This is a genomic window from Streptomyces sp. NPDC002888 (assembly GCF_042888465.1).
Classification (GTDB): domain Bacteria; phylum Actinomycetota; class Actinomycetes; order Streptomycetales; family Streptomycetaceae; genus Streptomyces.
The window spans coordinates 380,174-393,590 of record NZ_JBIAPU010000005.1 but is presented as its reverse complement, the minus strand read 5'-3'; the positions used below and the strand labels follow the sequence as shown (position 1 = coordinate 393,590).

General features: G+C 69.3%; 14 protein-coding genes. 3 read left to right on the top strand and 11 right to left on the bottom strand.

Features of this window, described 5'->3' with window-relative positions; all coding sequences use genetic code 11:
* Positions 1–164 precede the first annotated feature (164 nt).
* Complete coding sequence (locus ACFYWX_RS11350; protein ID WP_389423728.1) at positions 165–296, top strand: hypothetical protein; 132 nt, start codon at positions 165–167, stop codon at positions 294–296.
* A gap of 460 nt (positions 297–756) precedes the next feature.
* Here ACFYWX_RS11350 and ACFYWX_RS11345 read toward each other — a convergent pair whose 3' ends face one another.
* The 11 genes from ACFYWX_RS11345 to eccB form a co-directional block, all read right to left on the bottom strand.
* Positions 757–1,059: a WXG100 family type VII secretion target gene (locus ACFYWX_RS11345; RefSeq protein ID WP_037679516.1), complete on the bottom strand. Its 303-nt coding sequence runs from the start codon at positions 1,057–1,059 to the stop codon at positions 757–759.
* Positions 1,060–1,107: 48 nt separating this feature from the next.
* Positions 1,108–1,446 carry a WXG100 family type VII secretion target gene (locus ACFYWX_RS11340; RefSeq protein ID WP_389423727.1) on the bottom strand — a complete coding sequence of 113 codons (339 nt, stop codon included), beginning with the start codon at positions 1,444–1,446 and terminating at the stop codon, positions 1,108–1,110.
* A gap of 43 nt (positions 1,447–1,489) precedes the next feature.
* A complete protein-coding gene (locus ACFYWX_RS11335) occupies positions 1,490–2,689 on the bottom strand; it encodes a S8 family serine peptidase (RefSeq protein WP_389423726.1) in 1,200 nt (399 codons plus the stop codon).
* A 96-nt stretch (positions 2,690–2,785) separates the two neighbouring features.
* The gene (locus ACFYWX_RS11330) at positions 2,786–4,480 is read right to left on the bottom strand and encodes a hypothetical protein (protein WP_389423725.1); all 1,695 of its coding nucleotides are present in this window, start codon (positions 4,478–4,480) and stop codon (positions 2,786–2,788) included.
* Positions 4,477–4,935 carry a hypothetical protein gene (locus tag ACFYWX_RS11325; RefSeq protein WP_389423724.1) on the bottom strand — a complete coding sequence of 153 codons (459 nt, stop codon included), beginning with the start codon at positions 4,933–4,935 and terminating at the stop codon, positions 4,477–4,479. The genes ACFYWX_RS11330 and ACFYWX_RS11325 overlap by 4 nt, the downstream gene beginning before the upstream one ends.
* A gap of 285 nt (positions 4,936–5,220) precedes the next feature.
* Positions 5,221–5,778, bottom strand: a complete 558-nt coding sequence (locus tag ACFYWX_RS11320; RefSeq protein WP_389423723.1) for a hypothetical protein — start codon at positions 5,776–5,778, stop codon at positions 5,221–5,223.
* Positions 5,756–7,033 carry a WXG100 family type VII secretion target gene (locus ACFYWX_RS11315; RefSeq protein ID WP_389423722.1) on the bottom strand — a complete coding sequence of 426 codons (1,278 nt, stop codon included), beginning with the start codon at positions 7,031–7,033 and terminating at the stop codon, positions 5,756–5,758. Before ACFYWX_RS11315 ends, ACFYWX_RS11320 begins: the two co-directional genes overlap by 23 nt.
* Positions 7,033–7,335: a DUF6317 family protein gene (locus ACFYWX_RS11310; protein WP_389423721.1), complete on the bottom strand. Its 303-nt coding sequence runs from the start codon at positions 7,333–7,335 to the stop codon at positions 7,033–7,035. The genes ACFYWX_RS11315 and ACFYWX_RS11310 overlap by 1 nt, the downstream gene beginning before the upstream one ends.
* Positions 7,335–7,832 carry an SAV_915 family protein gene (locus ACFYWX_RS11305; protein WP_389423720.1) on the bottom strand — a complete coding sequence of 166 codons (498 nt, stop codon included), beginning with the start codon at positions 7,830–7,832 and terminating at the stop codon, positions 7,335–7,337. The genes ACFYWX_RS11310 and ACFYWX_RS11305 overlap by 1 nt, the downstream gene beginning before the upstream one ends.
* A 224-nt stretch (positions 7,833–8,056) precedes the next feature.
* On the bottom strand, positions 8,057–9,355 hold the full coding sequence (mycP, locus tag ACFYWX_RS11300; protein WP_389423719.1) for a type VII secretion-associated serine protease mycosin: 1,299 nt from the start codon (positions 9,353–9,355) through the stop codon (positions 8,057–8,059).
* An 11-nt stretch (positions 9,356–9,366) separates the two neighbouring features.
* Positions 9,367–10,887, bottom strand: a complete 1,521-nt coding sequence (gene eccB, locus ACFYWX_RS11295; protein WP_389423718.1) for a type VII secretion protein EccB — start codon at positions 10,885–10,887, stop codon at positions 9,367–9,369.
* Between the two features lie 197 nt (positions 10,888–11,084).
* Here eccB and eccE point away from each other — a divergent pair, with 197 nt between their 5' ends.
* Together eccE and ACFYWX_RS11285 are read left to right on the top strand one after the other, a co-directional pair.
* Positions 11,085–12,401, top strand: coding sequence for a type VII secretion protein EccE (gene eccE, locus ACFYWX_RS11290; protein WP_389423717.1), 1,317 nt, complete (start codon positions 11,085–11,087; stop codon positions 12,399–12,401).
* Positions 12,398–13,192, top strand: coding sequence for a hypothetical protein (locus ACFYWX_RS11285; RefSeq protein ID WP_389423716.1), 795 nt, complete (start codon positions 12,398–12,400; stop codon positions 13,190–13,192). Before eccE ends, ACFYWX_RS11285 begins: the two co-directional genes overlap by 4 nt.
* Positions 13,193–13,417 lie beyond the last annotated feature (225 nt).

The following is a 13,417-nucleotide window of genomic DNA, read 5'->3' as shown; positions in this document are numbered from 1 at the left end:
CCCTTTGTCCAGCCGTACGGCTGTGACTTGTGGAAAATTTGGCGAGATCCGTGAACCAGCTTGAACTCGGCTCACGGATCTGGCCATTTGTAGCTTGCCGAAGCAGTCCCGTCCGGGAGGGCGGGCTTCACGGGGACACGGGGACACGGGGAAGGGGTCCGCGCATGGCGTGGGACGAGTGGGAACAGCTGAAGTCGCAGGCGGCGAGGGGTGGGTCCGCCCACATGCAGCTGAACCAGTTGGATCCCGGCAGCGGCGGCCGCCCCGCACCCGCCCCAGCAGTTACGGCGACCTGAAGGCGAGCCAGAAGGATCTGGCGCAGATCGGCAAGAACGCCTTCGTGCCGCCGTCGACTTGGGAACGACCAGCTTGGCGTCGAGCGGTCAGCGGTCAGCGGTCAGCGGTCAGCGGTCAAGAAACCCTCGCCTCGCTCGATGGGGACGAGGACAGTGGTGCCCCGGAAGCAGTCGATCGTGTGTCTGATCCGCTGTATCCGCTCGGCGCCGTCGAGGGCTGCCGCTTCGGGGACTGTAGGGACTTCGGCACCTGCGGTTGACTTTGGTTCCGGGGTTGGTTGTTCTGATTTTCCGATGACTGGCGGAGCTGAAGGAAGGTCCGAGGCGGCCGTGCCGCGCTCAACCGCCTGCTTCTTCAGCTCTTCCCACTCGTCCCGAACCACTGGTGGATTCTTGATGTGATACGAGACGGGGTGGGCACCTCCCGTGCGTGCCCACCCCGAGTGTCCGCGCTCTCAGCTCACTGGAAGTAGCTGGCTGCCTTGAGGTCGCCGCCACGGTAGTCACCGCTCGCGGTGTTGACCTTGTGGCCGATGCTGACGAGAGCCGTGTGGATGGCGGCGGCGTCGGCGTCCCACTGCTTCATCTTCTCGCCGAAGGCGGTCGCGGCCTCGCCCTCCCAGCCGGCGGCAGCCTGGACCACGGCGGCCTTCAGCGCCTGGAGGTCCTCTTCGAGCTTCTTGGCCTGGTTACCGAGCTCGGTGGTGATCGCGTCGAGACCGCCGTACTTTACGGCGAGTTCGTCGTAGTGCACTCCAGCCATGGTTCCTCATCTCTGCGTTGAAGTTCGGTGCGGGCCTTGCGGCCCTGCTCAGTAGCTGTTGAGAGCCGAGTGCGCGCCGCCCTGCTGGACGTCGATGCTCGACATGGTCGCGCGGACCTCGTCCTCGAGCTTGTCCTTGTCCTTGCGGGTCGCGTTGATGTTGTCCAGGAACCAGGTGAGCAGCGAACCGATGTGCTTGACGCGCTCGTTGATCTCGACCTGCTTGTCGTTGAAGGCCTTGGCGCCGATGCCTCGCCAGTTCGCCTCCATCGTGTCCAGCGTTCCCTGGAGGCGGGAGAGCTGGCCCTTGATGGAGTCGTACCTCTCCACGATGTTCTTTTCGAGCTTGACTACATCGCCGTCGTTGAGCCGCTGCCCAGCTGCCATTGCGGGACTTCCCTTCGTGAAGTTCGGGTATTGCTGTGGTGCGTCAGGTGGTTCGCCTCTTGCGGACTACAGCGAAGATGCCGCCGCCGACCGCCAGGACGAGTGCTGCGCCGATCGCCACCCAGAGTTGAGTGTTGTCGTCGGAGGAGTTCGAGTCTGATCCCGCCGCGGAGTTCGAGCCGCCTGACGTGTCGTTGGGGGCTTGGGAATCGGCTGAGGCGGAAGTGGAGGGGGAAGGCGAGGAGGAGTTGGTCGTTCCTGTGACGCCGGTTCCGTTTTCGTAGCTCAGCGGGTCTGTGTTGGAGGGGCCTGGGTTGATGTTGCTGTTGTCCAGCACCCTTCGAGGGCGGACCAGCCCGTAGCCGAGGTAGTTGCTCCGCTCGCCCTTCGGCCAGTCGCGGCCGGCTGTGTCGATCAGGCTGCGGAGGACTTGGTTGGCCGTCCAGTTGGGGTGGGCGGACCAGATGAGGGCGGCGGACGCCGAGGCGATGGCGGTGGCGGAGCTGGTGCCGCCGCCGTTGTCGCAGTAGGCGCGGAACGTAGCGTCACACCATCGTGGAAGGTCGAGACCCGGAGCCGCGAGATCGACGTAGTTGCCGTGCTCTGAGTAGTCGGCCACCTTGCCAGACTTGTCAGCGGCGGCAACGCCGACGACATATGGGAACGCTGCCGGGTAATCAATGAAATTCTTCGTTTTACTGTCATTACCCGTGGCGGCGAACATCAGCTTGCCCTTGGACTCGGCATACTTGACCGCCTTCTCGACGTCCAAGTCGATGATGTCGCTGCCGAAGGACATGCTGAGAATCTGGGCATCGCTGTCAGCGGCAGCCTTGATTGCTTCTGCCACTTCGGGAGCCCTCTTGTCGGGATTGTCTTTCAGGTTGATCTGGTAGGGGACGATCTTGGCACCGGGAGCCAACCCCTGCAGGCCCTCACCAGCGCCCGTACCAGCGATCAACTCCGCCATGGTCGTCCCGTGGCCGTCGTAATCGTTCGTCGCCCCACGCGAGACAGCCTTCGGAACGTCACCCGAGAGCACTTGGCCCTTCAATGATGAAGTATCGGGATTCACACCAGTGTCGAGAACGGCAACCTTGACGCCCTTGCCAGTGCTCGTCTTCCACATCCCGTCGACGCCCATCAGATCCAGATACCACTGCTTCGACTGGGCGTCGGCGGCAGTCGCACTCGGGGCCAGCCCTGAAGACACAATGGCGAAAGCACCGAGTGCGGCGCACACGGTAGACACCCGTCTCCTGGCACGTCCTGCGAAGATCGCAGTGAATCTGCCACGTGGGCTGGTTCCTGTCATGCCTCTGTAGATCCTCGCTCGTGTTCAGTCAGTCGACGGCGGCGTGCTGCGCCGCTGGGTCTCGGGCTGACGTTCGCCTTCGCGTTCTTCGCGGTTGTTGTTGCGCCGGACGCCTGTCGGGCCCTGCGGGGTCCTGCTGCCGTTTCCCACACCGCCGCCTCTCCCTGCGGAGGCCCGGCCTGTGGGTGTGCCCACGACACCGTCTGGATTGCCTGTGGCCGGGCGCCCTGGGCGACCTGCCTGACCCGGGCGAGCGTCGGTACCGGGAGCCTGCGCTCCGATGACGCCACGCTGCCCGATCTTGCCGGCCGGTGTACGTGAGCCGGTGTTTCCCTGAGCGCCGACGACCGTTCCGCGAGGGACCCGGGCCCCAGTCGATCCGGGAGTTGCGCTAGTAGCAGGCCTTCCTCCGATGACGCCGTTCCCTCGTGCCGCTCCCGTGGAACTGGAGCCACCGGCTCGACCATTCGGTGTTCCGCCGATCGGGCGCGGGGTGCCACCAGAGACACCTCGGCCGATGGGCGACTTGCCGGGCGAGGTGCCGGCGCCTCGGGCGCCCGTCTGCCCTGCGGCAGTTGCGCGCCCCGTTGGGCCTGTGGTGCCACGCCCGTTAACCGCACCGCTAGGCGTGCCCGCACGTCCCTGAGCCGAGATCGGAGCCTTACTCGCCGGAACACCACCCCGTCCCGTGGCGCGTCCGGCAGGCCCACTGACGGGGGGAGGCACTGTGCCCGAGGCGAATGGCGGCACAGTCCCCGCATTGGCAGGTCCCGGACCAGATACCAATGGTGGCCCGCTGGTCGCTGGCCTTGCGGTCTCCTGAGGGGGAAGGGTGCTCACACTGTCGATTTTCGTCCCGACATTCCCATCTGGGTGCATGGTCGGGACGTCCACGTGCTTCAGTGGCGGCGTAGCGTCGGCCGAACGCGAGGAACTGGCCGCAGCACTCACAGACTCCTGACTTGTCGCGACGTGCTCACGGGTCGCCGCCATCCCCCCGCTGCCTTGCGATTCTCCTGGGCCCCTGGGGGCCCAGGAGTTGTCCGGCTTCGGCACCCCCACATCCGGCATAGCCTCGAACGTGGGCGGTTCCGATGCCGCCAGTGTCTCCTCCGAGACCGCGTAGAAGGACGCCAACCGGTTCATCTGGTTGATCGCCTCTTGGCGGTCCTTCTCGACCTGGACCGCCGCCGCGTACTCCTCGTTGCCCTCGACGCGCTTGGGGGTCGGGATGTCGTCGACCGTCTTGGGGTCGAGGCGGCTGTCGCGGGGTGGCATGGCCTTGCGGACGGAGGCGAGGCCTGTGGCCGCTGCGGTGATCTGGTTGCCGGCCACTTCGGCGAAGGTGGCGAGGCCGAGGGCGTTGGTGACGAGGTTGCCGCCCCAGATGCGGAACGCCTCGCCGGATTCACCCTCCCAGGCGACCCTGTTGATGTGGCCCTTGAGTTCCTCGGCGGCATCCTGGATGGCGCCCTGGGCGGCCCACAGAGCCTTGCCCGCTTCCTCCAGGTGCTCGGGCTTCGCGGAATCGACCATGTCGATCATGGCGTTCAGGGCGTGGCCGTCGAAGTCCGTCTTGGCGAAGGCGTTGAGGTAGCTGCCGAAGAAGCCCTTCGTCATCTCCGAGACGCGGCTGGCCGCGTCGACGACGCCGACCTGCTGGGCGACCCGCAGCTTCTGCGACTCGTACGGGTCCTGGTGCTGCTGCTCGTCGCTCACTTCCAGCTGCCCCCTGTCGCCTCGTCGTTGCTCTTCGGTGTGGACTCGCCCTGCTTCGCAGCCTCCGCCGCCGCCTTCTCCCGCGCCGCTTCCGCCTCCTGGCGGCTGATGTCGGTCTGGATCTCCCAGAACCGCCGTCGCTGTTCCTCGTCGAGGTTGGTGAAGTCCCCGTGGGCGCCGTGGACGGCGATCTGGATGGCCTCTATCTGGAGGCCGAGGTTCTTGGAGAGCGTGGTCAGGCGTTCGTGGACGCGCTCGTACTGGGCGTGCAGGCCCTTGGCCTCGCCGAAGCCGCCACCGCCGACGAAAGAACCCTCGGAGAGGGTGTGGGCGCTGATCTTCTGGGAGCTGCCGGGTGAGCCCTCGAAGGTGGACAGCACGGCGTCCACGCGCGTCTTGAAGGTGGTAAGAGCCTCCAGACCGACCTTGAAGGCTCCGGCCTCCGCAGGAAGCATTATGCCTTCCCTCCCCGTCCCCGTTGGTGAGTCGCCGAGTGGTCTATGCACTCATCGACCACTGTAGTCACTGTGTAAATCGCGTCCAACTGAACTTTGTGTTGGCTCAGTTACGAAGTTGTCGCGACTCCGCCGGTCCGGGTCGTCCATTCCTCGTCAAAGCGACTGAAGTGGGGGCAAGTTGATCCCCTAGCGCCCCACAAGATCCATGTCAGAAAACGCCCTTCCGTGCTGGATGTCGCTCATGACCGAATCCTTACTGGGGCAAAACTCGGGCTGTTGGCGTCATGTTCGCGTTGTTCGCGATGTTCGCGGCGCGCGCTCCTGCAACCAGCGTCGCGCTCCCGCCTCGCTCGGATACTCGCGGACCGTGAGCATGGCTGCGGTCCAGCCCACGCACCACGCGGCGAGCGCCGGCAGGACGGGGGCTGCGAGCAGGAGGGGGATGAGGCCTGCCCGGGCCAGTCCCGGGGCGCGGGAGACCTGGTTGCGGCGGGTCTGCCACATCTCATCGGGGTTCGGAGGGTCCAGGAGTCTCTTGTGGTGGTCATGGCGTTGCTTCACCCAGCCCCAGACGAGGGCCACGCCGGACGCGGCGATCTGCGTCCCGTCCCACACGGTGCGTACGGTCGGCGGCAGGTCGCTGCGGGGGGCTCCCATGTAGAGCCTGAGCGCGATGTAGCTGTAGAAGGCCAGGAGGAGGAGCAGGAGGATCGCCGTGCGCACGCGGCAGGCCCAGTAGCGCGTGCCTCGGAGGTACCAACTCGTCCCGAGGCCGGGCAGTTTCGGGATCTTGACCGAGGCTTCGGAGACGGGAACGTCAGAAGATGCTCTTGATGCCATGCCAGACGTCGTCCTTCAGTCGTACGAAGTCGTCCCCGGTCTCGGAGAGGACGTTGCCGGTGCCGTGCAGCACACCGCCCACCACTCCGTGGTCGTGGATGTCCTCGCTCCAGTGTTCGTGGAGGGAGTGGTCGAGGACGTCGGTGGCGAGGACCGCCGTTCCGACACCGACGGCGGCCACCGCGACCGCGCCCTCGACGGGCAGCGCCGCCGTGACCGCCGCGCCGACGGCCAAGCCGCCGAGGGCGACGGCCCCGTCCACGGCGACGGAGTGCTGCCAGGACCAGCCCTTGTCGTGGTCGTCCTTCGCCTCCACCAGGCCGCAGGCGGCGGCCGCGGCGACGTCCAGTACGGGGATCTCCCGGAGGAACTCCGGCAGCTTGGCCACGCCCTTGCCGAGGCGCAGGGCGTCTGCCGCGTCGGCGAGTTTCGTGTTCAGGGCCCGGTCGTACGGCAGTGCGGTGCTGCCGTGGTCGGCGCGGGCGATGGACTCCTCCAGCGAGTCGACCTTCATGACGGCGTCGCGGTAGGCGCCCTTGGCGGGGAGGTCCTTCGGGAGGGCGCGGCCCGCCTTCTGGAATGCCTTGCGTTCCGCGCGGAGTTCCTTCTTGGCTTCCCGTTCCTCCGCCTTGGCGCCGTCCAGCAGCTTGCGGGCCTCCCTGCCGCCGGCCCGTGCGTCCTCCGCGTCGTACGCGTACAGGCCCCGTAGCGCGTCGGCGAGGGTGACCTTGTCGCCGGTCGACACCGGCGCCGTGACCTGCGCGTACAACCCCCGCAGCTGGTCCGCCGCCGCCAACCGCGCGTGCTGGGCGGTGTGCAGGACCTCTTTCCGCACCTGGGCGTACTCGTTCATCGCCGAGATCGCCTTCTGGTCCTCGGCGCTGGGCGGGTTCGCGGTGGTGAGTGCCACCGGGACGCCCTTGTCCCCCATGGACACGCCCTTGCGCGTGGCGACGTGCTCGGCGTTCTGCAGGGCCGTCTCGCAGGCGGTGAGCGCGTCGACGAGCGTGGCGAGGATGTCGCCCGCGCTGTGGACGAGGCTCGCGAACGCGCCGGCCGCCAGCGCGTCCTCGCTCCAGGTGGCGCGGAAGGTCTCGGCGGCCTCACCCTTCCACCCCGCGTCGTCCACCAACCCGTCGACACTCTTGCTGAGCGGCTGGACGACATCGTCCAGCTTCTGCTTGGCGTTCTTGTAGGTCTCGGCCATCGTGCGCAGTCCGCCGATGTCGCCGCCGACCCAGCTGCCGTCGGCCATCAGCCGTCACCCACCATGAGGTCCTCGAACAGGCCGTGTACGTCGATGTCGTGCCGTTGGAAGGAGTCGTGGGCGTACGTCACCCTGTCGCCGTGGTCGTCCAGCCGGTCGGCGAAGCCGGTGTGCAGGGCGACGATGAGGTCGGCGACCTCCTTGAGGGCGTGGTCGAGCCCGGCGTCGCCGCCGTCGGCCACGGGCGGGGCCACATCGGCGTGCAGTTTGCGATAGTTGACGGCCTCGTCGTGGAAGGTCTTCGCCATCGACGTGAGGTCGCTCAGGACCGCCTTGAAGTCGACCGCCATCAGCGCACCTCCTGTGCGTAGGCCGCGAGGTCGGCGGGATGCCAGTTGGGCGGACCGGGCGTGAGCCGCGGGTCGAGCCGGACGGTGACGCCCTGCGCGCCGACGCCCTCGGCCAGCGGGCCGAGGGAGGTCGCGACCCAGGGTTGGGCTTCGCCGAGTGCGGACACCAGTCGGTCCAGGGTGGTGAAGGCCAGGGCCACGGTGCCGGCCGTGGGGTGCGCGAAGAGTTCGTACGCGATGAAGGGGACCCGGGCAGGGGTGCCGGTATCGTCCGTGCTGTCGACGTAGCGGGGGTGGGCGGGGACGAACACCGGGGTGTGGTACGGAGGTACTCCCGGCTTCGGGCCCTCCGGGCCTGCGGCCTCCGCCGGCTGGTCGACGTAGTCGAGGAGGTGCGAGGGGCGGGCTTCCGGTGTCTGCGGGAGGGGCTGCTCCTGCGACCGGGGCGGGTCCGCTTCGAAGTAGTCGAGAAGGCGTGAACGGATCGGTGTGCTCACCGCCGTCTCCTCTTCGCCGTGGCTGATGTGGCGTCATCACAGTAGCCAGCGGGTGGTGGGGCGGATCCCGCTATTTCGGGCAGCGGGGCGGCGGCATGCGGAACCCATACGGCGGTTTGGGCGCGGGCTGGTGAGCGTTTGACCGCCGCATGACCAGGCAGGGTCTCAGGGACGTCTCGGCCCCGGGGAGCAGGCAGGGTCCAGGGGCGTCTCCGCCCCGTCTGCTATTCCGCCCCGGCGATCTTCCGGGCACGGCGACGCGCGTCGCGTAGCGCCACCGCCGTTCCGCCCAGGGCCGCTACGAGGACCGCGGCGCCCACGGCGACGTACGTGGCGAAGCGGGCGTTGCGTTCGTCGGGGGTTTCGCCGAGTTGGAGCTTGGCGGGGGTGGGGGCCTCGGGCTTGGAGAGGCCCGACCGGGGGTCGGGGGACTCCACGGGGTGGTCGTCCTCCGTGAGGGCGCGGACGGGGTCGACGACGCCCCAGCCGACCAGGATGTCGTGTCCGGCGATGGTGCGTTCCGCGGTCTGTTCGATCTGGGCGACGATCTCGCGCGCGGTCCACGTCGGGTGCTTGGCCTTGATGAGCGCGGCGACGCCCGCGACGTACGGGGCCGAGAAGCTCGTACCGTTGTCGGAGCAGTGGCCGCCCTTGGGGACGGTGGAGATCATGTCGACGCCGGGGGCCGCCACGCCGACGAAGTCGCCGGACTGGGAGAAGGCGGCGCGCTCGTTGTTGCGGTCGGAGGCCGCGACCGCGAGGACGCCTTTGTAGGAGGCCGGGTAGGTCTTCTTGACGTTGCCGCCGAGGCCGTCGTTGCCCGCGGAGGCCACGACGACGATGTTCCGGGCGAGGGCCGAGTCGACGGCCTGTTCCAGGGAGGCGGCGGGTTTGACCGCCTTCGACGTGTCCTGCGAGATGTTGATGACGTCGGCCCTGGCCTGGATGGCGTAGTTGATCGCGTCGGCCAGGGTGTCGGCGGTGCCGTGGCCCTCGGCGTCGTTCTGCTGGATGGGGATGATGGTCGCCTCGGGGGCCAGGCCTACGAAGCCGGTGCCGGAGGTGGGGCGGGCCGCGATGATGCCGGCGACCTTGGTGCCGTGGCCGACGGTGTCGGTCGTGCCGTTCTCCTTGCCCCGCTCGATGGGGTCGCCGTTCTCGTCCTTGAGGCCCTTGGGCAGGAAGTTGCGGCCGCTCTTCGCGTCCACCGCGCGGGTGAGCTGGGGGTTCGTCACGTCGACGCCGGTGTCGATGACGGCGACGCGCATGCCCTTGCCCTTGGACTGGCTCCACAGTTCGTCGAGGAGGACACGTTGGAGGGCCCAGGGGCGGCCGGGGTACTTGCCGTTGGGGAACGAGCACTGGTCCGAATAGGGCGGGTCGGCGGCCGCCGCGGGAGGGGCGAGGACCGTGGCTGTCGTGAGCAGGGTCGCGGCCGCCACGAGCGTCGTACGCAGAGTCGTCGTACGCAGGGCCGTCGTACGCAGAGTCACGGCCGCCACGCGGGTTTTACGCAGCACCATCGCGCGCCTCCTCAGGAGCCCTGCGGCTGGCGTGCCGCCGCCGTCGACAGGCGGGGGCCGGTGGGCAGGAACTCCGACCAGGTGGCGGGGATCGGCGCCGGGTCGACGTCGGCGTAACCGAGGCGCGTCTGGGCCTGTTTGGCCTCCTGCTGGAGCTGCTCGCGGTCCTTCTGCGTCGTACCGATGCCGGCGTCGTTGGTGGCGCTGTCGGCGTTGGACTGGAGCACGTAGCGCAGGCCGGTGTCGGTGACGAGGAAGACGGGTCCGGTCGTGGTCGCCCTGCCCTGGTACTGGCGGTAGAGCTGGCCGGAGCCGGGCGTGACGTAGGCGCTGGAGGAGCCGGTGGGGAGCTTGGCGGGGAAGTCGGTGCCCGCCCAGGTGCTCAGGGTCGTGGCGCCCGAGCCGTTCACGTCGCGCAGGACGTTGCAGATCGTGCTGCGGCTGCCGCTCGTGCCGGACGCTTCGTTGACGGGGGCGGGGTCGCCGGTCGGCCAGCGGTGTTCGGTGCCGAAGGGCTTGCCCGGGACGATCGCGCCGGGGCTCACCTCGCGGGCGTGACCGGCCTGGCCGAGCGGGGCCAGCTCCTCGCTGAACAGCAGGAGTTGGGCGACGAAGGCGGAGACGGGGGCGACCCGGCCGGGCAGCACCACGTAGTACTGCTCGCTGTTGTTGTCGAACGCCTTGAGCACCATGCCGACCTTGTTGGTCGACTCGTCGAGCTGGCCGGGGGCGTCGGCCGCCGTGCCCGGCTGGTCGCTGATGTCCGGGAAGCTGATCGGGTCGCCCTGGTGCAGGGTCGCCAGCCACTCCTTCGACACCGGCTCGGGTTCGCGGCCGGAGCCGACCACGGCCCGCAGCAGCAGTTCGTCGCTCTTGTCGACGCGGTACGCCGTCCCCTTCGCGTCGACGACGTAGCGCCTCTCGTCGGGGTCCACGACGTAGAGGAGCTGGCCGCCGCGCAACCGCTCCTTGCCCTCGGTGGACTTCATGTCGCGGGAGGCGAGGACCAGCGCCGCCTTCTGGATGGAGCCGCCGCCCGCGCTCGGGCGTTCGCAGACCACCCAGCGCTTGGCCTTGCCCGCCTCCGACGGCACGGGCAGGCGGTCGGGCGCGTACGGGATGCCGATCGTGACGCCGTGCGGGATCTTCCCGCTGTCGAGGACGGACTCGGCGACCGTCACGACCTCGCCCTGGTTGGAGCTGAGGAGCAGCTTGGCGGACGCCATGTTGAGGACGGGGTGCAGCTGGACCTCGCCGTCGGTCTTCAGGACGACGTACCGGGTGGTCGACTTGTCGGCGACGATCACCTTGGCGTTGGGGGTGTCCCAGCCCTTGGGCGCGGTCGGCTTGAACATGCCCCAGGCACCGAAGACGGCCATGACGATGACGCCCACGATGACACTGGGCAGGATCGCCCGCAGCGGTCGTGGTGCCGCCTCCTCCGAACCGTCGGACGAGGACTGGAGGAAGGCCGCGAGCATGCGGCGCTTCGCGAAGGTGTAGGCATTGAGCTGGTCCCGCCGAGATGCCATCTGTGCCTGTCTCTCCCCGTTTTCGCCTGGGCCGCGCTCGCCGGTGACGCGATCCCGCGCCCTCCGATGTCAGACCGGCCCCCTACTATGCCTGGTATCCGCGGAGACTTGTGGAGCGGGTAGGGTGCCTGGACCTTCGAGGGCCCTGTGTGGTGCTGGAACACGGCGAGTTGTGAGCAAAACGGGGGGATGGAGTGATGGCTTCCGGAACGCGCGACCGGTCTCGTGGCCGGTCGCGGACGCGGGGCTCCTCGGCGCCCCGGCCGGAGCCGGCGCAGGGGTCGTCGGCGCAGGGCGCGCTCCACATCAGAACGCGCTCGGGGCAGACCGGGGTGTTCCGGTTGCAACGTGTGGTCCTGCTGGAGATCGCGGCCGCCGCCCTGCTGGTCGGATGGGTGATCGACCCGGTGGCCCTGGCCGCGGCGGGTGTCGTCGCGGTCGTCCTGGTGCTGGTCGCCTTCGTACGCCGCCGCGGCCGCTCCCTCCCGGAGTGGTTCGGTACGGCACGGGCGTTGCGGGCACGGCAGCGCCGCGCAGCGAACTCGCCGATACCTCCTGGTACGGAGCCGGGGTTCGCGCCGGCCGTGGAGTGCGACCCGAGTCTGCGGACGTACACGTATGCGAGCCGTGACCGGCGGCCCATCGGCATCGTCGGGGACGGCACGTTCGTCACCGCCGTCCTTCAGGTGGAGGCCGACGCGACCGCGCTGCGGGCCGAGCGCAACCGGCAGCCGCTGCCGCTCGCGCTGGTGCACGACGCGCTCGAGGTGGACGGAATCCGCCTGGAGTCGGCGCAGGTCGTGCTGCACACACAGCCCGCGCCCGCGCTCCACCTGCCCCAGCAGTCGGTGGCCGTCTCCAACTACGCGCCGCTTCAGGAGCAGACGGGCGCACCGGCGGTGCGCATCACGTGGATCGCGCTGAAGCTCGACCCCGAGCTGTGTCCGGAGGCCGTGGCCGCGCGCGGCGGTGGTCTCGTCGGGGCGCAGAAGTGTGTCGTCCGCGCGGCCGACCACCTCGCGAGCCGCCTGACCGGGGCCGGGTTCCGCGTCACCGTCCTCGACGAGGAGGAGCTGACCACCGCCATCGCCACCTCGGCCTGCGCCAACCCGCTGGTGACGGCGGAGGCCGGGCGGACGGAGACGCGGGAGCGGCGGACCGAGGAGTTGGGCCGCAGCTGGCGCTGCGACAACCGCCGGCACACGACGTACTGGATACGCCGCTGGCCCGCCCTGGGCGGCCGGCGGGCGCCGTCGCTGCCGCAGTTCCTCGCCCTGGTCACCGCCGTCCCCGCGCTCGCCACCACCTTCAGCCTCACGCTCGCGCGCGGGGACCGCCAGGAGGTGTCCCTGTGGGGCCATCTGCGGGTGACCGGGCGCAGTGACGACGAACTCGTCGCGGCCCGGCGCGCGGTGCAGGCGGCGGCACGCCACGCGGGTGCGGGGCTCGCCCGTCTCGACCGGGAACAGGTGCCCGGCATGCTCGCCACTCTGCCTCTCGGAGGTGCCCGGTGACACCGACGACCACCCGCACAGCACGGACGGCGCGGGCGGCCGCCGCTCCCGGCGAACCGCAGCCCTCCGGCGACGGACGGGCGCGCGAACTGCTGCGCAGAGGCTTCGGCCTGCTCGGCCCACGGCACGGACGCCACTCCGTGTCCCTGGACCAACTGGACTCGCTCTCGCTGCCCATCGGGGACGACGGCGTCGTCATCGGGGTGGACGCGGAGGGACGCCCCGCGGTGCTGGGCCTCAACCGGCCCACGTCGTACGACGTCGTCCTCATCGGCGGTCTGTGGACCGCGCAGGTCATCGCCCTCAGAGCGGCGGCGACGGGAGCGCGCGTCGCCGTGGAGACGGGGCGGCCGCAGGCCTGGATGCAGATGGTGCACGCCATGGGCGGCGGACAGAACGGCCTGGCCGTGTACGACGTCGGCCGGGTGCCGCCGCAGGGCACCTCGGCCGGAACTCCGGTGCTGGTGGTGCGGGACTGCGGTATGCGGCCCCCGCGCGGGCGCGTCGTCTCCGGGCCGTGGCAGTCGGTGCTGACGCTGCTGCCGTATCTCAGTCCCCTGGCGCCGCGGCTCGTACGGCAGGCCCGGCTGGTCGGCGTGCAGCGGATCTCGCCGGACGAGGCCGGGGAACTGGGTCGCACGATGGCGTTGCCCCGGGCCGAGGTGGAGGCCCTGCCCACGCTCTCCGACGGGCTCACGCTCTGGTGCGCGGACCGTGACCGGCAGTACGTTTTGACCCAACCCACGGACGCCGAGATCGGATTGTTGGGTACGCCCCGAAGGATGGACTGAATCGGCGGCTTTCTGCCTGGAATTGGGCAAGTGTTGTTGTTTCGTTCATTTTCCTGTGTGGCGCCGTAGCCGCTATCGGCCGGTTTGTTCGCCAATGGGGTGGCCGTGTACGGCACTTCTGAGCGGGGCGTGACGTCGTGGGCGGGCGCTGAGGAGCGGACGGGCCTGCCGGGGTGGGGCGCGTGATGATTAGGCTGGGAGGGGGCGCCGTGCCAGAACCCGTGG

Bases quoted from the DNA above. Each gene is read 5' to 3' on its own strand.
- ACFYWX_RS11350 (WP_389423728.1), top strand. From the start codon at position 165: ATGGCGTGGGACGAGTGGGAACAGCTGAAGTCGCAGGCGGCGAGGGGT.
- ACFYWX_RS11345 (WP_037679516.1), bottom strand. From the start codon at position 1,059: ATGGCTGGAGTGCACTACGACGAACTCGCCGTAAAGTACGGCGGTCTC.
- ACFYWX_RS11340 (WP_389423727.1), bottom strand. From the start codon at position 1,446: ATGGCAGCTGGGCAGCGGCTCAACGACGGCGATGTAGTCAAGCTCGAA.
- ACFYWX_RS11325 (WP_389423724.1), bottom strand. From the start codon at position 4,935: ATGCTTCCTGCGGAGGCCGGAGCCTTCAAGGTCGGTCTGGAGGCTCTT.
- ACFYWX_RS11320 (WP_389423723.1), bottom strand. From the start codon at position 5,778: ATGGCATCAAGAGCATCTTCTGACGTTCCCGTCTCCGAAGCCTCGGTC.
- ACFYWX_RS11315 (WP_389423722.1), bottom strand. From the start codon at position 7,033: ATGGCCGACGGCAGCTGGGTCGGCGGCGACATCGGCGGACTGCGCACG.
- ACFYWX_RS11310 (WP_389423721.1), bottom strand. From the start codon at position 7,335: ATGGCGGTCGACTTCAAGGCGGTCCTGAGCGACCTCACGTCGATGGCG.
- mycP (WP_389423719.1), bottom strand. From the start codon at position 9,355: ATGGTGCTGCGTAAAACCCGCGTGGCGGCCGTGACTCTGCGTACGACG.
- eccB (WP_389423718.1), bottom strand. From the start codon at position 10,887: ATGGCATCTCGGCGGGACCAGCTCAATGCCTACACCTTCGCGAAGCGC.
- eccE (WP_389423717.1), top strand. From the start codon at position 11,085: ATGGCTTCCGGAACGCGCGACCGGTCTCGTGGCCGGTCGCGGACGCGG.